The following is a 20,637-nucleotide window of genomic DNA, read 5'->3' on the forward strand; positions in this document are numbered from 1 at the left end:
TGGGAGCACATTGATGAGCGGGCAGTGATGAGAAAAACTGAGGAGGACGGATGACCGACGCGCCACCCACCGTCGATGCCCCGTGGCCGGTGAGCCTGCTATCCAGCAAGATCAAGGGCTGGATCGACCGCCTGGGCACCGCGTGGGTCGAAGGCGAGATCACCCAGTGGGGCGTCTCGGGCGGCAACGTCTACGGCAAGCTCAAGGACCTCGAGGTCGACGCCACCATCTCGTTCACGCTCTGGTCGTCGGTGCGGGCGCGCCTGTCCGAGAACTTCAAGCAGGGTGACCGCGTGATCGCCCTGGTCAAGCCCAACTACTGGGTCAAGGGCGGCAGCCTCACCATGCAGGTGTACGAACTGCGGCACGTCGGACTCGGCGACCTGCTCGAGCGCCTGGAACGACTGCGCCGCACCCTGGCCGCCGAAGGGCTGTTCGAGCCCGGGCGCAAGAAGCGGTTGCCCTTCCTGCCCGGCTGCATCGGGCTGATCACCGGCAAGGACTCGGATGCCGAGAAGGACGTGCTGCGGAACGCCCAGCTGCGCTGGCCGGGCGTGCGGTTCCGGGTGCTGCACGCCGCGGTGCAGGGCGAGCGGACGGTACCCGAGGTGACCGCCGCGCTTCGTCAACTCGACGCCGACCCCGAGGTTGAGGTGATCATCATCGCCCGCGGCGGCGGCGACTTCCAGAACCTGCTCGGCTTCAGCGACGAGAGCCTGGTTCGGGCCGCGGCCGCCGCGACCACCCCGATCGTCTCCGCAATCGGCCACGAAGCCGACCGGCCGCTGCTCGACGAGGTCGCCGACCTGCGGGCGTCGACACCGACCGACGCCGCGAAGCGGGTGGTCCCGGATGTCGCCGAGGAACTCACCCGCGTGCAGCAGGCCCGCACGCGGCTCAGTTTGCGGATCACCTCGCGGATCACCACCGAGATCGACCGGATCGGCCAGCTGCGTTCCCGACCCTCGCTGGCGGCGCCCGGCTGGATCATCGACTCCCGCGCCGAAGAACTTACCCGGCACGTCGCCCGCGGGGCCGAGCTTGTCGACCGGGCACTGGAGCAGGGCACGCACAAGGTCCGCGAACTGCGCGGCCACCTGCGCGCGCTGTCCCCGCAACGCACCCTCGACCGCGGTTACGCGATTGCACAGCTGCCCGACGGGCACGTGCTCCGCTCCGCGGTTGATGCCCCTGCCGGCACACCACTCCTCCTCACCCTGGCCGATGGGAAGGTCGGCGCCACCGTCGATCCGGCGTCGGAGCCCGACATTAGGATTGACTCGTGACAACTCCCGCTCCCGATGTGTCCTCGCTCAGTTACGAGCAGGCGCGCGACGAACTCGTCCGTGTCGTGAACGAGCTCGAGCAGGGTGGGTCCACGCTCGAGGAATCGCTGCAGCTCTGGGAACGCGGCGAAGCACTCGCCAAGCGTTGTGAAGAGTGGCTGATCGGTGCGAAGGCGCGGCTTGACGCTGCCCGTGCCGCGGCTGAGTAGACAGCGACTGAGTATGAATGCACGAAAGTCATCCGGACCGCGCATCGTCGCAGAACTGGGGCGACCCGAGACACCGGACGAGACCGCGGCCCGCAAGGCGGAGAGCTCGCGAGTGCACCGCCAGTCCCAGACCGTGCGCAACCTCGTCGTCGCGCTGCTCGCATCCCTCGGCCTCGTGCTCGCGCTGGTGCTCGTGGTCGTCCGGCCGGACAACCCCCTGCACGCGACTGTTGACTACCAGGAGGTCGCGGCGGCGTCACAGCCCGCCGTCGAGCAGGACCTGCTGGCGCCGTCCCTGCCCGGCGGCTGGCACGCCAACCGGGCCGAGCTCACTCCCGGCACCACCGACGGAAGTTACACGTGGTACGTCGGCTTGATCTCTCCCGACGACGGTTTCATCGCCATCAACCAGGGCATCCAGCGGAACGAGGCGTGGGTCGCCGATCTGCTCGATCAGAAACGAGCAACCGGCGAGGTCACCATCGACGGCGTGACATGGCAGGTCTACGACCGCCGCGGCGAGCGCGACCCGGGCAATTTCGCATACTCGATGGCCACGAGCACGGATGCAGGCAGTGTCGTGCTCAATGGAACCGGTACCGACAATGAATTCGAACTGATCGCGCAGGCGATCGCCGCGGACATCCCCGGAGGCAACGACCAATGAGCCCGATGAGCACGCCGGCGAAGGTCTGGCAGGAGATGGCCCGCGGTAACGACCGGTTCGTGCGGGGTGAACCCCGGCACCCGCGTCAGGATGTCGAGCGCCGCGAGGAGCTGGCCTTCCTGCAGGACCCGCACGCGGCCCTGTTCGGCTGCAGCGACTCGCGGCTGGCGGCCGAGATCATCTTCGACAAGGGCATCGGCGACCTGTTCGTCGTGCGCAACGCCGGACAGGTGATCTCCGAGTCTGTGGTGGGTTCGCTCGAGTACGCGGTCAGCGTGCTGGACGTGAAGCTCATCGTCGTGCTCGGGCATGACCGCTGCGGTGCGGTCGCGGCGGCGATTGAATCCGCGGGTCCGGATGCCACGCCCCTGCCTCCGCACATCCACCACCTGATCGCACCGATTCTGCCGGCGGTGCGCCGCGTCGGCGGCGCCAGCATCGACAACCCCGCCGCAGTCGATTCGCAGGAAGTGCTCCGCGAGCACCTGAAAGACACCGTGCGCGAACTGCTCGAGTCCTCCGAGCTGATCAGCGATGCGATCGCCGCCGGTACGCTGGCTGTTGTCGCCGTTCACTACCGGCTCATCGAGGGCCGGGCTGAGCCTTACTTCGTCGTCGGAGACGTCGGCGAGGTCCGTATGAGCGAACCATCCGAGAGAGAGAAAGACACAACGCCGTGAGCCATTCCCCCGAGATCGAGTACCGGATCGAGCACGACACGATGGGCGAGGTGAGGGTTCCGGCATCCGCTCTCTACAGCGCCCAGACCCAGCGCGCTGTGGAGAACTTTCCGATCTCGGGAACCGGACTGGAGCCGGCGCAGATCGTCGCGCTCGCCCGGATCAAGCGCGCCGCCGCGATCGTGAACGGCCAGCTCGGCATCGTCGACCAGAAGCTGGCTGACGCCATCGTCGCCGCGGCCGACAAGCTGATCGACGGCGCGCACCACGACCAGTTCCCGGTGGACACCTACCAGACCGGATCCGGCACCTCGTCGAACATGAACATGAACGAGGTGCTGTCCACGCTCGCCACCGAGATCGCCGGCACCCGGGTGCACCCGAACGACCACGTGAACGCGTCGCAGTCGTCGAACGATGTCTTCCCGACCTCGGTGCACGTCGCGGTCACCGGTGCGCTGCTGGGCGACCTGATCCCCGCACTCGACCACCTGGCGAAGGCGCTCGAGGAGAAGGCGGAGCTCTGGAAGGATGCCGTCAAGGCCGGCCGCACCCACCTGATGGATGCCACCCCGGTCACCCTCGGTCAGGAATTCGCCGGCTACGCCCGGCAGGTGCGCCTCGGCATCGAGCGCATCGAGACCGCGATCCCCCGCGTGGCCGAGGTGCCGCTCGGTGGCACCGCGGTCGGCACCGGCATCAACACGCCGCTGGGCTTTCCGCAGAAGGTCATCGCGGTGCTCGCCGAGAACTCCGGCCTGCCCATCACCGAGGCGAAGGACCACTTCGAGGCACAGGGTGCGCGCGACGGCTTGGTCGAGGCATCCGGTGCGCTGCGCGTGATCGCGGTGTCGCTGACCAAGATCAACAACGACCTGCGCTGGATGGGCTCCGGCCCGAACACTGGCCTCGGCGAGCTGCACATCCCCGACCTGCAGCCCGGTTCCTCGATCATGCCCGGCAAGGTGAACCCAGTCGTCCCCGAGGCAGTGCTGATGGTGTGCGCACGTGTGATCGGCAACGACGCGACGGTGGCCTGGGCCGGGGCATCCGGATCCTTCGAGCTGAACGTGGCCATCCCGGTGATGGGCACCGCGCTGCTGGAGTCGATCCGCCTGCTCGCGAACTCCACCCGAGTGCTCGCCGACAAGACCGTGAAGGGGCTGGAGGCGAACCTCGACCGCGCACGGGCACTGGCCGAGTCGTCGCCGTCGATCGTCACGCCGCTGAACAAGATCATCGGTTACGAGTCCGCTGCGAAGATCGCGAAGTACTCCGTGAAGGAGGGCATCACCGTGCGCGAGGCCGTCGTGGCGCTCGGCTTCGTCGAGCGCGGCGAGATCACCGAGCAGCAGCTCGATGACGCTCTCGACGTGCTGAGCATGACCCACCCCAGCTGAGACAAGTTGTGCTGATGCGCTGATGCAGCTGATGCTGATGCTGATGCGCAGGCGCTAGCGAAACGGCCTCGCGCTGGTGAAACTTCACCGGCGCGGGGCCGTTTTGCTAGCGGCAGCTCCACGGGACGAGTGCCACCGGTTCCGCGAGCGCAAGCGGACGGAGGATCCGCCTCGTACACTCGTGGGGTGGAATCCGCACGCATTGACGCCTGGCTGTGGGCGGTGCGGGTGTACAAGACTCGCTCGCTTGCGACCGCCGCCTGTCGCGCCGGTCACGTGCGGCTGAACGGCGACCGCGCGAAGCCCGCCCAGACCGTGCGGATCGGCGACGAGGTGCGCGTGCGCATCGAGGGGTTCGACCGGATCCTTGAGGTCTCCGGGATCATCGTCAAGCGGGTCGGCGCCCCGGTCGCCGCGCAGAACGCCATCGACAAGACTCCTCCCCCGCCGCCGCGCACCGAGGTACCCATCACGGTGGTGCGCGACCGTGGCACCGGGCGTCCGACCAAGCGGGAACGACGCGACATCGAGCGGCTGCGCGGGCGTTAGGCGCATCCGTCCCTCGTTGGTCGAGCTTGTCGAGACCCGGGGTCTCGACAAGCTCGACCAGCGGCAGGAGCTAGGCCAGCTCAGTCCCCTCGAGCATCGAGGTGACCAGGGCGGCGATTGCGGAGCGCTCCGACCGGGTCAGGGTGATGTGTGCGAACAGCGGGTGGCCCTTGAGGGTCTCGATCACCGAGGCGACCCCGTCGTGACGGCCGACGCGCAGGTTGTCGCGCTGGGCGACATCGTGAGTGAGCACCACCCGCGAGTTCTGGCCGATCCGGCTGAGCACGGTGAGCAGCACGTTCCGCTCCAGCGACTGGGCCTCATCCACGATCACGAACGCGTCGTGCAGCGAACGGCCGCGGATGTGGGTGAGCGGCAGCACCTCGAGGATGCCGCGCTCCATCACCTCTTCGAGCACGTTCTCGCTGACCAGGGCACCCAGGGTGTCGAAAACCGCCTGGCCCCAGGGGTTCATCTTCTCGGACTGGTCACCGGGCAGGTAGCCGAGCTCCTGCCCGCCCACCGCGTACAGCGGCCGGAACACCATGATCTTGCGGTGCTGTTGCCGTTCGAGCACCGCCTCCAGTCCCGCGCACAACGCCAACGCCGACTTGCCCGTGCCTGCCCGTCCGCCGAGGGAGAGGATGCCGATCTCCGGGTCGAGCAGCAGGTCGATCGCGAGCCGCTGTTCCGCCGAGCGTCCGTGCAGGCCGAACACGTCACGGTCGCCGCGCACCAGCCGGATCTGGCCCTTGCCGACCACGCGGCCGAGAGCTGAGCCGCGATCCGACTGGATGACCAGGCCGGTGTTCACGGGCAGGTCGGCCGCTGCGCGGGTGCTCAGTTGCTCGTTGTCGTACAGGTCAGCCATCTGCTCCGCGCTGAGCGTGACGTCGGCCTGTCCGGTCCAGCCGGAGTCCACCGCCAGTTCGGCGCGGTACTCCTCGGCGGCCAGGCCGATCGAGGCGGCTTTCACTCGCAGCGGCAAGTCCTTCGACACCACCGTGACGTCCAGGCCATCGCCGGACAGGTTCAGCGCCACGGCCAGGATCCGCGAGTCGTTGTCGTGCAGCTGCAGGCCGCTGGGCAGCACCGCCAGATTGGAATGGTTCAGCTCGACGCGCAAGCTGCCGCCCTGGTCACCGACGGCGATCGGGAAGTCCAGCCGTTCGTGCTGAATCCGCAGCTCATCGAGAATACGCAGCGCCTGCCGTGCGAAGTACCCGATTTCCGGGTCGTTGCGCTTGGCTTCCAGCTCGGTGATGACGACAACCGGCAGCACGACGGAGTGCTCGGCGAATCGGTAGATCGCCTTCGGGTCGCTCAGCAGCACGGACGTGTCGAGCACGTAGGTGCGCTCCCCCGTCTTCTTCGCGGCTGCTGCCTTGCTGGACTTCGACTTGGGGGTTTCGAGCGCGGTCACTACCACTCCATCCCCGGGCGCGTGGCACCCGGATCCAGTCTTCTCGACGGCCATGGGCGGTTGCGAAACGAACTTGTGTGGCCGTCTCGACCAGGCGCTGTGCCTGATGGCTCGAAACTACGCGCGGATGCTGCGGAGCATCCGGCGACACGCCATCGGCGTAGTTACCGGCAGGTTAAACGTTGGTTGCGGTGGAGAACGACAGGAACGCTGCCCGGAGCATGGCGAGCGTCTCAGCGGTGGTGGTCGCGTGCGCCGATAGCCGCAAGGTGCCGTGTCGGAACGTGGCGCTGACGCCGTGATTGTGCAGGGATGCCGCCAGCACGGTGAGCTGGTCGGCGGCCGGCTCAAGCACAACTATGCCGGCGCGCTCGCGTTCGTCGCGGGAGGAGATCACCGGGATGGCGTACTCGTCGGCGATGTCGATGATCTGCGACACGGCCTCGGTCACCCGAGTCCGGATCGCACCAACGCCGACCTGGCCGATCTGCTCGAGCGCCGCGGCGAGCCGTGCCTGGGCGATGGGATCCGGTCTCGACACCGTGAACCCCTCGACCCCGCGGATCGGTGGGGCGATTCTCGGAGCGAACACATCGTCGGTGTCGGCGCCGGTGTGGCCGGACCAGACCGGGATCAGTTGCTCAGCGGCCCGATCGCTGAGGGCGAGGAATCCGGTTCCCACTCCCGCGCGCGTCCACTTGTACCCTGCGCAGGCGACCACGTCGGCCACCTCGATCGGTGCTTCGACCACGCCGAAGCCCTGGATCGCGTCGACGATCAGCATCCGATCGCCGATCACCTGCCGGATGCCATCGAGATCGGCGAGGTAACCGGTTCGGTAGTCGACGAGACTGACCGCGACGGCCACCGTGGTGGAGGTCAGCTGGTCGCGGATATTGCCGGGAGTCACCCGCCCGTGATCGGTCTCCAGCCAGATCGGCGACAGCACGCCGAGCGCCTCGGATGCCCGCTGGGCCGCGTAGGTGAGGCTCGGGTACTCGTACGGCGACAGGGCGATCGCCCCGGTCAGCCCGAACATCGCGTGCATCAGGCCTTCGCTGGTGTTCGGCTGGAAGACGACCTGATCCGAGCGGAAACCGGTGACCGCTGCGAGGGCATCGCGCATCCGCTCGTCCTGAGACATGAGGGATTCGAGCGACCCGAACCGCGCCCTCGACATGAGCGCCATCTGGCCGCTGACCTCCGCCTCGACAATCTGGCCGGGCGGCCCAAACCGGGCGAAGTCGAGATAGCCGGGTTCCTCGTCGAAGCTGGCGATGTACTCGTCGATGCCGCTCACGAGCCGTATCTCCGCTGCCGGCGGGCGTAGTCGCGCAACGCACGCAAGAAGTCCACCTCGCGCAGGTCGGGGCCGAGCGCTTCGACGAAGTAGAACTCGCTGTGGGCGCTCTGCCAGAGCATGAAATCACTCAATCGCTGCTCGCCGGAGGTGCGGATGACGAGGTCGGGATCGGGCTGGCCCTTCGTGTACAGGTGTTCGCCGATGAGGGCGGGGGTGAGCAGTTCGCCGAGATCCTCGAGGGTGCCGCCGGCCTTGGCATGCCCGGCGACGATGCTGCGCACGGCGTCGGAGATTTCCCGGCGGCCGCCGTACCCGACGGCGAGGTTCACGTGCAGGCCGGTCTTGTCGGCGGTGCGGGTCTCGGCGCCCTTCAGCACCTCGACCAGCGGCGTCGGCAGGCCATCGGCCGCGCCCACATGCTTGACCCGCCAGTCGCGGAACCGCGACAGTTCATCGGCCAGGCTGCCGATGATGTCGAACAGGCCCTCCAGCTCGTCGCTGCTGCGCGCCGTCAGGTTGTCGTTCGACAGCAGGTACAGGGTGGCGACGCCGATGCCGAGATCGTCTGCCCAGGTCAGGAACTCCCGAACCTTCGCCGCCCCCGCCCGGTGACCATGCGCGGCGGTGTCCAGGGCACGCTGCTTCGCCCAGCGTCGGTTGCCGTCGATGATCATCGCAACGTGGTGTGGCAGCGGCTGTCCAACTAGCTGTCGACGCAGGCGGTTTTGGTACAGACCGTAGAGAAAGCCTCGACCAAGCGGAATGCTCCTCGAATTCACGAGGCAACGTTAGCCGACGCAACCGTGAATCTGCGATCAGGGCATGCCGTTAGCATGTGGGGGTGGCAGACGCAGAGCAGCAGCAGGCATCGGTCGAATCTGAACCCGCTAGCGACCTGCCCAATGTGCCGGTTCTCGAGGAATCGCTCGACTACGACAAGGTCGAGCTCAAGCCGACCTGGCGCGGCTGGATCCACGCTGGGACCTTCCCGATAGCCCTCGCCGGCGGCATCGTGCTGGTGATGCTCGCCCAGGGCGCCACGGCGACGTGGTCGACCGCGGTCTACCTCGTCACGTCGGTTCTGTTGTTCGGCATCTCGGCGATGTACCACCGCTTCAACTGGAAGCCGACCACCAAGCGAGTCTTCAAGCGCCTGGATCACGCCAACATCTTCCTGCTGATCGCCGGCACCTACACGCCGATCGCCGCGCTCGCGCTGCCACCGGACAAGGGCATCCTGCTCCTGGTGCTGGTATGGAGCGGGGCGCTGCTGGGAATCGGCTTCCGGATGTTCTGGCTGAGCGCGCCGCGCTGGCTCTACGTGCCGCTGTATCTGCTGCTCGGCTGGGCGGCGGTCATGTACATGGGCGACTTGCTCGCCGTGAGCGTCACGATGATGGTGCTGGTGATCGTGGGCGGCCTGCTCTACTCGGCCGGAGCGGTCATTTACGCGCTCAAGCGGCCCAACCCGCTGCCGGGCGTGTTCGGGTTCCACGAGATCTTCCACACCCTGACGGTGCTGGCCTACCTCTGCCACTGGACCGCGATCCTGCTGATCGTGATCGACCCGCCGCAGTTCTGAGCCGCTAGGCCTCGTTGCAGTTCTGAGCCGGCTAGGCCTTATTGTCGTCGGGCCAGTCAGCCTCGAGATCGGTGTCGGCAGCGGCATCCGGCTCCTCGCCCGCCTCGGCCGCGCGCCGCTCAGCCTCCAGCTGGGCGCGAACCTGTGCGCGGTAGGTGTTCCGGCGGATCCGCCGGTTCATGTCGATCAGCAGCAGCACGATGAGAATGCCCACGCCGGCCGTCGCAAGGAATCCGATGACGCCGGGGGTCACCTGTTCCGGGTCGAATCCCTCGGCGAGCAAAACTGCGGGCAGCGTCATGCTGCTCCCTCCTCATCGTCGACTCCCGCGAACAGGTCGTTCTCGGGAAACTCGGTCTCGACCCGCGAGTGCGCGAGCCTGAAGTCTTCGTACGGCCACGCATCACGCTGCACGTCGTTCGGCCAGAAGAAGAAAGGGCTGGCCGGATGCACCTGACTCGCGTGTGACCGGAGCGCGGCGTCGCGCTGGTCGAAGAATTCGGCGCAGGGAACGTGCGTGGTGACATCGCTGTCGCGCGCGTCGAAACGCTCGAGGAACTCGCCGAGCTGGGTGGTGAGCGGGTCGGCGGGGTGCTCGGCGAGCATCCGCTCGTGCACCGCGCGACCGCGGGGGCCGTTGAAAGTGCGGTCGAAATAGAACTTCGCGGGCGACCAGGGCTGGCCGGCATCCGGATACTGCCCCGCGTCACCGGCCGTCTCATATGCGCGCATCGCGACCTCGTGCGCACGAATGTGGTCGGGGTGCGGGTAGCCGCCGTTCTCGTCATAGCTGACGATGACGTGCGGGCGGAACTCCCGAACCAGCCGCACCAGGGGCTCGGCCGAGATCTCGAGCGGAATCGCCGCGAACGACAGCGGCGAGACGCTCTCGCCGTCGTCGGGGAGCCCGCTGTCCAGGTAGCCGAGCCAGCGATGCTCAACGCCGAGCACCCGCTGCGCCCGCTCCATCTCATGCCGGCGGAGGCCGGCGATATCGCGTTCGGCGTGGGCGCGCGATGCGAGGGTGTCGTTCAGGATGCTGCCGGCCTCACCACCGGTGCAGCTGACGATCATCACCCGAGCGCCGCGGCTCAAGTAGTAGGCGGAGGTGGCCGCGCCCTTGCTCGACTCGTCGTCGGGGTGGGCGTGCACCGCGAGCAGGCGCAGGGTCACATCGCTCCTTGACAATCGAGGTTCAGGCGGAAGGTTTAGCCTTGTTCAAGACTAATCGCGAGGAGAACCGGTGGCCGACGAGAGCACAACGACACTCGACGAGCGCTACGGCCGCACCAGCAGCAAGACCCGCCGAGACCGAGTATGGCTGATCGCGGGCGGCTCGGCGGTTGCCGTGGTCGTGCTCGCCTGGGTGGTCTGGGCGAGCCTGCTGACGCCGGCAGCGTCGATCGAGGCGCGGGACACCGGGTACTCGGCGGTAACCGATCACGGCATCACGGTGGAGTGGAGACTCACCGTCGAGCCGGGCAGCGCCACCAAGTGCGCCGTTCAGGCACTGAACGATGGTTTCAGCGTTGTGGGCTGGAAAATTGTCGACGTACCCGCCTCGGATCAGCCGACGCGGGTGCTCTCGGAGAGCATCAGAACAACTGAACGGCCGAACACCGGCTTGATTTATCGGTGTTGGCTGGCCTAAGATGTGAGTTTCATCCACGGGACCGGCCACAACGGCCGGTCTCATTTCTTATGAGGAGCAGCATGTCTGACACTTCAGTCACCTGGCTCACACAGGAGGCGTTTGACCGCCTGAAGAGCGAACTCGATCACCTGAGTGGTGAAGGTCGCGCCGACATCGCGAAACGTATTGAGGCAGCCCGTGAAGAGGGCGACCTCAAGGAGAACGGCGGCTACCACGCTGCAAAGGACGAGCAGGGCAAGATTGAAGCCCGCATCCGCCAGCTGACCGAGCTGCTTCGCACCGCGAGCGTCGGCGACGCTCCCACCAGCACCGGGGTCGTCGAGCCGGGCACCGTGATCACCGCGAAGATCCAGGGTGACTCGACCAAGTTCCTGATCGGCAACCGCGAGATCGCCGGCGACAGTGACCTCGACGTCTACAGCGAGGCAAGCCCGCTCGGCACCGCGATCCTCGGCCTCAAGGTCGGCGACAGCACCAGCTACACGGCTCCGAACGGCAAGGACATCGCCGTCGAGATCGTCAACGTGGAGACTTACCTGGGCTAGAACGCCCTTCGATTTCCCGCTGGGTGGGTAGCGACTTCGCTACCCACCCAGCGGGTTTTTCGTTGTGGGAGCGTCGGTTCGGTTTGTGGCGAGCTCGCTCGGCGCCGCTCAAAGTTGCGAGCGCCGACGAACGTTCGCCCGCGCTCGCAACTTTGGCGGCGCGGCGACCTTCCCAGATTGGACCGTGCAACTCTGAGCCGCGCGCGCAGTCCTTAGTGGCGCACGTGCGTCGGCTAGGACCTGGGCAAGCGCTCGTTGGCGGATCCTCTTCAGCCCCATCGCCAACCGGTGTCAGGAATGGAGGATGAAGTGGCTTTCGGGCGCCGAATCTCCTCCATTTCGCGTTGATCGGCAGAAACATCCGTCATTCCGGATGCGCGACAAAGTGTTCGCCCCGTGATTCACCGAAATGGAGGAGAATCGCACCGCTGGACCAGCGCTCGACTGCGAGGGGTTTCGATACGCGGCGTCGCTCCGCTCCGTCGCTGCTCAACCAGCGGAAGGGTGGTGCCAGCGGCTACACGACCTCGGGGTGGTAGCCGGCTTCCCGCAGGGCGGCAAGCACGCGTTCGGCGTGCTCGGGGCCACGAGTCTCGATATGCATCTCAAGTTGCACATCGCTGATCTGCAGGCCGCTGCCGTGCCGGGTGTGCAGCACCTCAACCACGTTCGCGTTCTGCTCGGCGATGATCTCGGCGGTGCGGGCGAGCTGTCCCGGACGGTCCGGCAGCGGAATCCGCAGCTTCAGGTACCGCTCGGATGCCGCCAGCCCATGACTGACGACGCGTTCCATCACCAGCGGGTCGATGTTGCCGCCGGAGAGGATCGCCACCGTGGGGCCATCCGACTGCACCTTGCCGGCCAGGATCGCCGCGACCGACACCGCGCCGGCCGGTTCCACGACCAGCTTGGCCCGTTCGATCAGCACCAGCAGTGCCTTGGCGGTGACATCCTCGTCCACCGTGACGATGTCGTCTACGACGTGGCGGATGATCTCGAAGTTCAACTCCCCCGGCTTCGACACTGCGATGCCGTCGGAGATCGTGGGCTGCATGGTCACCTCGACCGGGTGTCCCTCGGCCAGCGAGGGCGGGTAGGCGGCGGCGTTCGCGGCCTGCACTCCGATGATGCGGATGTCGCGGCCGAGCTGCGCGGCGCGTTGCTTGATCGCGCTGGCGACGCCCGAGATGAGGCCGCCTCCGCCGATCGGGACCACGACGGTGGCGACATCCGGAACCTGGTCGAGAATCTCGAGGCCAAGCGTTCCCTGGCCGGTGACGACATCGACGTGGTCGAACGGCGGGATCAGCACCGCACCGGTTGCCGCAGCGAACTCGGCGGCGGCGCGCAGCGGCTCGTCAACGGTGTGCCCGCGCAGCACCACGTCGGCTCCGTAGCCGCGGGTCGCCTGCAGCTTCGGCAAGGCAACGCCGATCGGCATGAAAATGGTGGCCTTGACGCCCAGCTCGCGTGCGGCCAGTGCCACACCCTGCGCATGGTTTCCGGCCGAGGCGGCCACGACACCGCGGGCCTTCTCCTCATCGGTCAGGCGGGCGAGCCGGTTGTAGGCGCCACGGATCTTGTACGAACCGGTGCGCTGCAGGTTCTCGCACTTGAGGAACACCTGCGCGCCGAGCACCTCGGTGAGATACCTGGACCCCTCCATCGGGGTAACGACGGCGGCGCGGGAGACAGTCGAACGCGCGCTCTCGAAATCGGTGAGGGTCGGTCCGGGAACGGGGGCGTCAAGCATCCCTGGTTACATCCTTCAGGGTCGGGTGGGGGGTGGTTCGCCAGTGCCCGGAGGCAATGTACTTGACCATGGAGTTGAGGGTCGCAACGACCGGAACCGCGAACAGGGCGCCGGGGATGCCGGCAATCATGCTGCCACCGGCCACCGCGAGCACCACCGCGAGCGGGTGCACCTTGACGGCGGTGCCCATCACCAGCGGTTGCAGCACGTGGCCCTCGATCTGCTGCACGAGCAGCACGATTCCCAACATGATCAGCGCGATCCAGATGTCGTAGGTGATGAGTGCAACCAGCACGGCAATCGCACCAGTGACCACGGCACCGATGATCGGCACGAACGAGCCAAGGAAGACCGCGACCGCGATCGGGATGGCGAGCGGCAGTTGCAGGATCACCGCGCCGAGCCCGATGCCGACCGCATCGACGAAGGCGACGAAGATCTGCACCTTGACGAAGTTGGTGAGGGTGATCCATCCGGCCTCGCCGCCGCCCTGCACCGCGGGCCGGGCCCGCCGGGGGAACAGCCGCACGGTCCAGTTCCAGATACCTCGGCCATCGATGAGGATGAACAGGGTCGCGAAGAGCGTCAGCAGCAGACCAGTCACGAAATGACCGGCGGTGGCGCCGATCGAGGCTGCGCCGGAGAGGAAGAACTGGCCGTCACGCTGGAGGTTTTCCCACGCGTCGGCGATGTAGGTGTTGATGTCTGCCTCTGACAGCTCCAGGGGCGAGGTCAGCAGCCAGTCCTTCAGGTCCTCGAACCGTTCGAGGGCTTTCTCCTGCAAGGCGGGCACGCCCCGGGCGATCTGGTTGATCACCAGCCAGACGAGGCCGGTGACCACTGCGATGATCCCAACCTCGGCGACCGTCACCGCGAGCCACTTCGGCCAGCGATGCCGCTGCAGCCAGTTGCTGAACGGCACCAGCAGAGCCGACAGGAGCACGGCGATCATGAGCGGAATGACCAGGTAGCGCAGCTGGATGATCAGCCAGATGAACACGCCCACGACGCCAGCGATTGCCAGCAGTCGCCACGACCAGCCACCGGCGATCTGAATGCCGACGGGCATTGAATCCTGCACCCGGTCCGCGGTTGACCTCGTGTCGGTGCGCTTGCCCCATGCCATTGCACAAGTCTAGTGACGCTCAGACCGGAGACACGCTCACCGATGCGGCGGCGATCTGCAGGCTGACCGGCGCCCCTGGCTGCGGAACATCGGATGCCTCGTGCTGCACCTGCACGACCGTGTCGTCGCCCAGCCTGACCGCGGTGCGGCGCATCGAGCCGAGGAAACTCGAGGCGAGCACTGTGCCGGGGATGCCGTCCGCGGCGAACCGCAACTGCTCCGGACGCACCAGCGCCAGCACCGGGCCGTCCGCCGGGGCTGCCCCGTGCACGGCGACGTGCGCGCCGTGCAACTGCACGCTTCCGCCGACGACGGCGGCCGGCATCCGGTTGCTCAGTCCGATGAATTCTGCGACGAACGGCGTCGCCGGTGTCGAGTAGAGCTGCTCCGGCGTGCCGATCTGGTCGATGCAACCCGCGTTCATCACGGCGATCCGGTCCGCGACGGCGAGCGCCTCCTCCTGGTCGTGGGTGACGAACACGGTGGTGATCTGCAGCTCGGACTGAATGCGTTTGATCTCATCGCGCAACTGCACGCGCACCTTGGCGTCCAGCGCGCTCAGCGGCTCGTCGAGCAGCAGCACCTTGGGCCGGGTGACCAGCGCCCGGGCGAGGGCGACTCGTTGCTGTTGGCCGCCGCTGAGCTGGTGCGCGTATCGCACCGCGAGGTGGCCGAGGCCGACCAGTTCCAGCGACTCTTGAGCGCGACGGCGACGCTCGGCCGCCTGCACCTTGCGCATCCGCAGGCCGAACTCGACGTTCTCCTCGACGGTCAGATGAGGGAACAGCGAGTACTGCTGGAACACCATGCCGATGTCCCGCTTGTTGGTGGGGAGCTTGTGCACGTCGACGTCGTCCAGCAGGATCTGCCCGTCGCTGATCTCCTCGAGGCCGGCGAGACTGCGCAGAGCGGTGGTCTTCCCGCAGCCGGACGGACCGAGCAGCGCAATGAACTCCCCCGGCTCGATAGCCAGGTCGATGCCGTCGAGCGCGCGCTGACCGGCGTAGTCCTTGACGACGCCGCGCAGCTCGACACGGGTTCCGATGGTCATGAGGTTCTCCGTCCTCGCCGCGCGGAACTCGCGCGGCCGATGATCAGCAGCAGGATGAAACAGAAGATGAGCGCGAGCAGGGCGAAGATCACGGCCACAAAGGCGTCGGACTTCGACACCTGCACGATCGCGGTCTGCAGATTCTGCCGGTTCAGCAGCGACGCGATCGTGTACTCGCCGAGCACCACGGCGACCGAGATCAGCGAGGCAGCGAGCAGCCCGCGGCGCAGGTTGGGCAGGATGACGCCAACCAGCACGTTTGCCCAGCTGGCGCCGAGCGCCCGGCCGGCTTCGGCCAGGGTGCCGACGTCGACCGAGTCCAGGTTGGACTGCAGCGCCCGGTGGGCGAACGGCAGCACGGTGATGCCGTACGCGAAGGCGAGGGTCCAGGAGTCGCTGCCGAACACGTCGACGACCACCCCGTAGACCGGGGCGAGGCCGACCACGAGCACGATCGCCGGCACCGTGATCGGCACCAGGCAGATCAGCTCGAGTGCGCGTTCCAGGCGCGGGAAGCGCAGCCGGACGAGCACCATGGTCGGCACCAGCAGCACCAGCACGATGGCCACCGTCACCACCGCCAGCACGAGCGAGTTGGTGACGCCTTCGAACAGGCCGCGGTAGACGCGCTCCCTCTCCGGATCGAAGATCGCAGTCCAGTGGTCGAGGTTGTAGCCGCCCTCAAGGCCGGCGCGCAGGGTGAACTCCACCATCGCCACGATCGGGATGGCGAAGATCACGCCGATGATGGTCAGGATGACGCCCTGGACCAGGCGCGAGGGGGCGGTGCCGAGCGGGTTCATCGCTGCCACCGTCTCGTGCGGTTCTGCAGCAGGGCGTACCCGGCCATCAGGACGACCATGACCAACAGCATCCCGAGCGCCAGCGCTCCTGCGAGGTTCTCCCTGCCCAGCACGGTCTCGCTGACCAGGGCGGCACGGATCTGCAGCGGCACGATCTGCGAGCCCTGACTGATCAGCGCGGCCGCCGTGGCGTACGACGAGAACGAGTTCGCGAACAGCAGCAGCAGGCTGCCGAGGAATGACGGGGCGAGGATCGGGAAGGCGATTCGAGTCCAGTAGTGACGGCGGGCGGCGCCCAGGGTCGCGGCCGCTTCCGCCCACTGGGTCTTCAGCCCCTCCATCGCCGGCATGAACGTGATCACCATGAGCGGCACCTGGAAGTAGAGGTAGGGAAGCAGGAGACCGGGCACCTGATACAGCCAGACTCCGTCGGCGAAGATGTCGATGCCGAAGGCGGTGAGCAGCCACTGGGTGATCAGGCCTTGAATGCCGATCGTGGCGATGAACGCGAAGGCGAGCATCACACCGCCGAACTGGGCGAGCACGCCGCTCACCGCATCGACCAGGCTGCGCAGTCTGCCGTCGGAGCGGCTGCCGAGCAGCGCGAAGCAGACCAGTGCGCCGATCACCGAGCCGGCGATCGCGGTCACGAGCGACACCGTGAACGAGGCAGCGAAGGTGTCCAGGACGACCGGGTCGCCGAGGGCGGCCAGGTTCGCCCAGGTGAACTCGCCGTCGCCGTCGAAGAACCCGGTGGCGATCGCCAGGACCGTCGGCACGGCGAGGAACAGCAGGACATAAACCGCGAACGGGGCGAGCCCAAGAAGGGCCCACCCCGATCGCTTCGTGCGGGATGCACTCATTACTGGATAGCCGCTGCCCACTTCTCGGCGAGCAGAGCCGAAGCCGCCTCGGTCTGCTCGGCGGTGAACTGCACGAGGTCCGCGGGGGCCTCACCGACCGCGTCGAGCGCATCCTGGTCGACCGTGCCGGCCTCAACCATGGCGGCCAGGCGCACGGGGTAGGCGCCAGCCTCGAGGTACAGGTTCTGCGCCTCGTCGCTGAAGATGAACTCCTGCCACAGGCGCGCCGCTGCCGGGTTCGGGGCGTCCACGTTGATGGCCTGGTTGTAGTAGCTGCCCACAGCGACGCCCGGGAGAACGGTGACCTGCCAGTTGCGCTGGCCTTCGTTCGCCTTCTTCTCGGCGAGGTTGTTGTAGCTCCAGTCGAAGACGACGGGGGTCTCACCCGACGCGATCGTGGCCGGCGCCGGGTCGACCGGCAGGAAGTTGCCGGCGTCGTTCAGCTGCTCGAAGAAGTCGATGCCGGGCTGGATGTCGTCGGCGGAGCCGCCGTTCTGCAGCGCGACCAGGTTGACCGCGGCCGCGGCAGCACCTGCCTGGGTCGGGTCGCCGTTGATGGCAACCTTGCCCTTGTAGTCGGCGCCGAGCAGGTCCTCGAGGCTCTCCGGCGCGGGAACCGCGTCGGCGTCGTAACCGATCGACATCAGGCCGGTGTAGTCGTAGACCCAGAGGCCGGACTCTTCCTTGTAGTCGGCCGGGATGTCGTCCCAGGTCTCGACCTTGTACGGCGCGAAGTACTCGAGGGAGTCGAGGGTGACCGCGGAACCGAGGTCGAAGACATCCGGAGCGGTGTCCTGGCCCTTGAGGTTCTCAGCGGCCTGGATCTCCTCGGCGCTGGAGACGTCGGGGTTCGAGGAGTTGACGGTGATGTCGTACTTCTCTTCGAACAGCGAGATGAGCTTGCCGTAGTTGGCCCAGTTCTCGGGCAGGGCGATGACGTTCAGTTCGCCTTCGGCCTCAGCGGCCTTGACGAGGCCGTCGAAACCGCCGAAGTCGGCGACGCTGGTCGCGGTGGCGGCGTCGACGTCGCCGGATGCGGCGTCGCTGGAACCGGCAGAGCAGGCGGAGAGCGTGACGGCTACCGCGGTGGCGGCGGCCACGCCGAGGATGGCGCGCTTAGTGAACAAGGGGTACCTCCAATGGGCTGCACAGGCCGCCCGGGCTGTGATCCGGGCAGAGGGTCACCGGTGACAGCCATCGGTGACGGTACGCACGGGCGGTGGCCCTGCGGCGTCCCCCGGCTGAACCCGCGGTGAACAACTCGCTCGCGCTGATCGAGCCTGCCGAGATCTCGCTAGCACGATCAGCGGAGAGGGGTTGTCGGTGGCTCGCGATACTGTCGTGTCGATGTTGGACTCCGTCTCTGGCGCGCAGGCGCGCCGCATTGCCCTCGCCGCTCAGGGTTTCGGCGTCGCGCCGCGGGTGACCGTGGGCACCCGCCAGTTGAACCTGCTGATCGAGCGGCTCGGACTGCTGCAGCTGGATTCGGTGAACGTCTTCGAGCGCAGCCACTACCTGCCGGTGTTCGCCCGGCTGGGTGGCTACGACAAAGCCCTGCTCGACCGGCTGACCTTCAGCCGCAAGGGCCGCTACGTCGAGTACTGGGCGCACCAGGCGGCGCTCATTCCCGTCGCGGACTGGCCGCTGATGCGCTGGCGGATGCGGCGTTACCTCAACGAGCGCGAACGGCACTGGTACGAGAAGCATCAGTCGCTCGTCGAGTGGCTGCGCGCAGAACTCGCCGCCAAGGGCCCGATGCGGGCCAGCGCGATCGAGCACGACGCGCACCGGCGCACCGGACCGTGGTGGGACCGCTCTCCGGTGAAGGACACCCTGGACGCGATGTTCGTCCGCGGCGAGCTTGTCACCGCGGGCCGCAAGACGTTCGAGCGCACCTATGCCCTGCCCGAGCAGGTACTGCCCGCCGAGGTGCTGGATCGCGACGTGTCCGAGCCGGACGCACAGCGTCAGCTGATCGCGAAGGCTGGTCGTGCGCTCGGGATCGCCACCGCCGCGGATCTCGCGGACTATTACCGGATGCGCCGTGACGACACCGCGGCGGCCATCCGGGACCTGCTCGATGAGGGCATACTGCGACCGGTCACGGTCGACGGGTGGAAGCATCCGGCTTACCTGCACCGCGACGCCCGCGTGCCGCGGCGGGTGGAGGCATCCGCTTTGCTGTCACCCTTCGATCCGGTGGTTTGGTACCGCGACCGGGCGCTCCGAATGTTCGACTTCCACTACCGGATCGAGATTTACACGCCCGCGCCGAAGCGGGTGTTCGGCTACTACTCGCTGCCGGTGCTGGTCGACGACAAGCTCGTCGGCCGGGTTGATCTGAAGAGTGACCGGCAGGCGTCGGTGCTGCGGGTTCAATCGGCGTGGCGAGAGGCGCACGCACCGGTGGGCATCGAAGAACGGATCGTGCCGCTACTGGAAGCAGCACGCACCTGGCAGGGACTGGACGGGATCGAGATCGTGGATCGCGGTGATCTCGCGCCGGCGTTGGCGGGTGCCTTGGGATCCCGCTCCGCCGTTGGTTGAAAACCAACTACTCGCCGGTCAGTGACGCGGGTAAGCAGAAAACTCCGGAAACGGTCGCACGTCAGGCGGGTGTCCCGGCGATCTGCTGTAGTGCACGCACGTGCGCGTCGAAGGCAGATCGTCCCGTCGGGGTGAGTGACAGCCAGGTGATTCGGCGTGCGTCGCCACGGCCAGCGGACGCGGCTTTGCTGGAGGAGACGTAGCCGGTTGCGGCGAGAGTCTTGAGATGTTTGGAGAGCGTGGCGTCCGACACATTCAGTGCGTCTCGCAGCACGGCGAAGTCAAGTTGAGCGACCGGGCGAAGGAGTCCGCAGATACGTAGCCGCACCGGTGCGTGGATGGTCTCATCGAACCGCGCATCACTCATGGCGCAAGCTCTCCACTGCTGAGCGATAAGCGACGCCGGCCAGCCATGTCGTCGCCGCGAACGCGGCCAGGCTCGTTAGTGCGACGGCCCAGTGCAAGCCGAACGACACAAGACCGAGAGAGACGCTGAAGAGCAGGAGGCAGGCAGCGACAATTCCGGTCATGGCCCAGCCTGCACGAGCGCCCATCGCCCGGAAGCGAATGCCGGTCTCACGCTGGATCAGGTAGACGATCACTAGTGCGCTGACCAGGGCGAGCCAGCCCGAGGATCGTGCTTCGTAGTTCTCACCCGGGTTGGTGGCTGCCGCAGTGGATACCCACCAGGCACCCACGCCTCCCAAAGCAGCCATCAGTGCTCGCGGAACGTGGACGCTCGCGGCCAGGCGTCCTCTGTCGGTGGACAGCGTATTCAGGACATCTATGGCTTCGTCGGACGTCGGGGCTTCAGCTTGACTTTCCATAACGGAAAGCATAATTGATGATTTTCCGAGTCGGCAAGTGACTTCCTACACAGCGAGACCCCGTTCCACAGCTGAAGTAATGTTGGCCGGATGCTCGTCGTCCTCGCCATTGCCCTGCTCGTGAACGCCGTCTTCAACGTGGTGGTCTGGCCGCGGTTCCTGAAACGGATCGCCGCGGACCCGCGCGCTCGCGATGCGAACGGCAAGCGCACGGCGTTTTATCGCGTGCACGCGGTGCTGATCGGGATGGCGCTCGTGATCGCCGTCGGCTCGGCCGTGCTGGGCATCTGGGCCCTGGTCGCTTAGGCCTGAGGCACCCTGAGCTCGACGGGTGGCTGAGCTTTCCGTCGATGGCCACGGTTTCAGCAT

At 67.0% G+C, this 20,637-nt stretch carries 24 protein-coding genes; 11 read left to right on the forward strand and 13 right to left on the reverse strand.

The window, feature by feature from the left end; translation table 11 throughout:
* The first annotated feature begins 50 nt into the window (after positions 1-50).
* From xseA to GO591_RS10605, 6 genes are all read left to right on the forward strand, one after another.
* Positions 51-1,286 carry an exodeoxyribonuclease VII large subunit gene (xseA, locus tag GO591_RS10580; RefSeq protein ID WP_157156788.1) on the forward strand — a complete coding sequence of 412 codons (1,236 nt, stop codon included), beginning with the start codon at positions 51-53 and terminating at the stop codon, positions 1,284-1,286.
* The gene (locus GO591_RS10585; protein WP_157156789.1) at positions 1,283-1,495 is read left to right on the forward strand and encodes an exodeoxyribonuclease VII small subunit; all 213 of its coding nucleotides are present in this window, start codon (positions 1,283-1,285) and stop codon (positions 1,493-1,495) included. Before xseA ends, GO591_RS10585 begins: the two co-directional genes overlap by 4 nt.
* 13 nt (positions 1,496-1,508) lie before the next feature.
* On the forward strand, positions 1,509-2,162 hold the full coding sequence (locus tag GO591_RS10590) for a DUF4245 domain-containing protein (protein WP_157156790.1): 654 nt from the start codon (positions 1,509-1,511) through the stop codon (positions 2,160-2,162).
* The gene (locus tag GO591_RS10595) at positions 2,159-2,842 is read left to right on the forward strand and encodes a carbonic anhydrase (RefSeq protein WP_157156791.1); all 684 of its coding nucleotides are present in this window, start codon (positions 2,159-2,161) and stop codon (positions 2,840-2,842) included. Before GO591_RS10590 ends, GO591_RS10595 begins: the two co-directional genes overlap by 4 nt.
* Complete coding sequence (locus tag GO591_RS10600; protein WP_255446906.1) at positions 2,839-4,242, forward strand: class II fumarate hydratase; 1,404 nt, start codon at positions 2,839-2,841, stop codon at positions 4,240-4,242. Before GO591_RS10595 ends, GO591_RS10600 begins: the two co-directional genes overlap by 4 nt.
* 186 nt (positions 4,243-4,428) lie before the next feature.
* A complete protein-coding gene (locus GO591_RS10605; RefSeq protein ID WP_198295459.1) occupies positions 4,429-4,791 on the forward strand; it encodes an RNA-binding S4 domain-containing protein in 363 nt (120 codons plus the stop codon).
* A 70-nt stretch (positions 4,792-4,861) separates the two neighbouring features.
* Here GO591_RS10605 and GO591_RS10610 read toward each other — a convergent pair whose 3' ends face one another.
* The 3 genes from GO591_RS10610 to GO591_RS10620 form a co-directional block, all read right to left on the reverse strand.
* Positions 4,862-6,214, reverse strand: coding sequence for a PhoH family protein (locus tag GO591_RS10610; RefSeq protein WP_232466140.1), 1,353 nt, complete (start codon positions 6,212-6,214; stop codon positions 4,862-4,864).
* 175 nt (positions 6,215-6,389) lie between these two features.
* A complete protein-coding gene (locus tag GO591_RS10615; RefSeq protein WP_157156794.1) occupies positions 6,390-7,514 on the reverse strand; it encodes an aminotransferase class V-fold PLP-dependent enzyme in 1,125 nt (374 codons plus the stop codon).
* Positions 7,511-8,296 (reverse strand): isoprenyl transferase, encoded by a 786-nt coding sequence (locus GO591_RS10620; RefSeq protein ID WP_157156795.1) that lies wholly within the window; start codon positions 8,294-8,296, stop codon positions 7,511-7,513. Before GO591_RS10620 ends, GO591_RS10615 begins: the two co-directional genes overlap by 4 nt.
* 116 nt (positions 8,297-8,412) lie before the next feature.
* Between GO591_RS10620 and trhA the strand changes: the two genes are divergently transcribed.
* Positions 8,413-9,099 carry a PAQR family membrane homeostasis protein TrhA gene (gene trhA, locus GO591_RS10625; protein WP_157157879.1) on the forward strand — a complete coding sequence of 229 codons (687 nt, stop codon included), beginning with the start codon at positions 8,413-8,415 and terminating at the stop codon, positions 9,097-9,099.
* A 31-nt stretch (positions 9,100-9,130) separates the two neighbouring features.
* Here the strand turns inward: trhA and GO591_RS10630 are convergent, their stop codons facing one another.
* Positions 9,131-9,400: a hypothetical protein gene (locus GO591_RS10630; protein WP_157156796.1), complete on the reverse strand. Its 270-nt coding sequence runs from the start codon at positions 9,398-9,400 to the stop codon at positions 9,131-9,133.
* Positions 9,397-10,272, reverse strand: coding sequence for a mycothiol conjugate amidase Mca (mca, locus tag GO591_RS10635; protein WP_157156797.1), 876 nt, complete (start codon positions 10,270-10,272; stop codon positions 9,397-9,399). The genes GO591_RS10630 and mca overlap by 4 nt, the downstream gene beginning before the upstream one ends.
* 70 nt (positions 10,273-10,342) lie before the next feature.
* On the opposite strand from mca, the gene GO591_RS10640 reads away from it, so the two are divergent.
* On the forward strand, positions 10,343-10,750 hold the full coding sequence (locus GO591_RS10640) for a DUF4307 domain-containing protein (RefSeq protein ID WP_157156798.1): 408 nt from the start codon (positions 10,343-10,345) through the stop codon (positions 10,748-10,750).
* A 62-nt stretch (positions 10,751-10,812) separates the two neighbouring features.
* Positions 10,813-11,298, forward strand: coding sequence for a transcription elongation factor GreA (gene greA, locus GO591_RS10645; RefSeq protein ID WP_157156799.1), 486 nt, complete (start codon positions 10,813-10,815; stop codon positions 11,296-11,298).
* 517 nt (positions 11,299-11,815) lie between these two features.
* On the opposite strand, the gene ilvA is transcribed toward greA, so the two are convergent.
* Genes ilvA through GO591_RS10675 form a run of 6 tightly spaced genes read right to left on the reverse strand, consistent with a single transcriptional unit; the run spans position 11,816 to position 18,021 of the window.
* The gene (ilvA, locus tag GO591_RS10650) at positions 11,816-13,051 is read right to left on the reverse strand and encodes a threonine ammonia-lyase (protein ID WP_157156800.1); all 1,236 of its coding nucleotides are present in this window, start codon (positions 13,049-13,051) and stop codon (positions 11,816-11,818) included.
* The gene (locus GO591_RS10655; protein WP_157156801.1) at positions 13,044-14,177 is read right to left on the reverse strand and encodes an AI-2E family transporter; all 1,134 of its coding nucleotides are present in this window, start codon (positions 14,175-14,177) and stop codon (positions 13,044-13,046) included. The genes ilvA and GO591_RS10655 overlap by 8 nt, the downstream gene beginning before the upstream one ends.
* Before the next feature lie 19 nt (positions 14,178-14,196).
* A complete protein-coding gene (locus GO591_RS10660) occupies positions 14,197-15,228 on the reverse strand; it encodes an ABC transporter ATP-binding protein (protein WP_157156802.1) in 1,032 nt (343 codons plus the stop codon).
* Positions 15,225-16,031 carry an ABC transporter permease subunit gene (locus GO591_RS10665; RefSeq protein ID WP_157156803.1) on the reverse strand — a complete coding sequence of 269 codons (807 nt, stop codon included), beginning with the start codon at positions 16,029-16,031 and terminating at the stop codon, positions 15,225-15,227. Before GO591_RS10665 ends, GO591_RS10660 begins: the two co-directional genes overlap by 4 nt.
* Entirely contained in the window at positions 16,028-16,894 is an 867-nt protein-coding gene (locus tag GO591_RS10670; protein WP_157156804.1) for an ABC transporter permease, read from the reverse strand. The genes GO591_RS10665 and GO591_RS10670 overlap by 4 nt, the downstream gene beginning before the upstream one ends.
* Complete coding sequence (locus tag GO591_RS10675) at positions 16,894-18,021, reverse strand: ABC transporter substrate-binding protein (protein ID WP_157156805.1); 1,128 nt, start codon at positions 18,019-18,021, stop codon at positions 16,894-16,896. The genes GO591_RS10670 and GO591_RS10675 overlap by 1 nt, the downstream gene beginning before the upstream one ends.
* Before the next feature lie 220 nt (positions 18,022-18,241).
* Here GO591_RS10675 and GO591_RS10680 point away from each other — a divergent pair, with 220 nt between their 5' ends.
* On the forward strand, positions 18,242-19,441 hold the full coding sequence (locus GO591_RS10680; protein WP_157156806.1) for a winged helix-turn-helix domain-containing protein: 1,200 nt from the start codon (positions 18,242-18,244) through the stop codon (positions 19,439-19,441).
* A 61-nt stretch (positions 19,442-19,502) separates the two neighbouring features.
* Here the strand turns inward: GO591_RS10680 and GO591_RS10685 are convergent, their stop codons facing one another.
* Both GO591_RS10685 and GO591_RS10690 read right to left on the reverse strand, forming a co-directional pair.
* Positions 19,503-19,808, reverse strand: coding sequence for a transcriptional regulator (locus tag GO591_RS10685; protein ID WP_157156807.1), 306 nt, complete (start codon positions 19,806-19,808; stop codon positions 19,503-19,505).
* Positions 19,801-20,157, reverse strand: coding sequence for a hypothetical protein (locus GO591_RS10690; RefSeq protein WP_232466141.1), 357 nt, complete (start codon positions 20,155-20,157; stop codon positions 19,801-19,803). The genes GO591_RS10685 and GO591_RS10690 overlap by 8 nt, the downstream gene beginning before the upstream one ends.
* A gap of 201 nt (positions 20,158-20,358) precedes the next feature.
* Between GO591_RS10690 and GO591_RS10695 the strand changes: the two genes are divergently transcribed.
* Positions 20,359-20,574, forward strand: a complete 216-nt coding sequence (locus tag GO591_RS10695; protein WP_157156809.1) for an SCO4848 family membrane protein — start codon at positions 20,359-20,361, stop codon at positions 20,572-20,574.
* Positions 20,575-20,637: the final 63 nt, after the last annotated feature.

This window comes from Diaminobutyricimonas sp. LJ205, from assembly GCF_009755725.1.
Taxonomy (GTDB): domain Bacteria; phylum Actinomycetota; class Actinomycetes; order Actinomycetales; family Microbacteriaceae; genus Ruicaihuangia.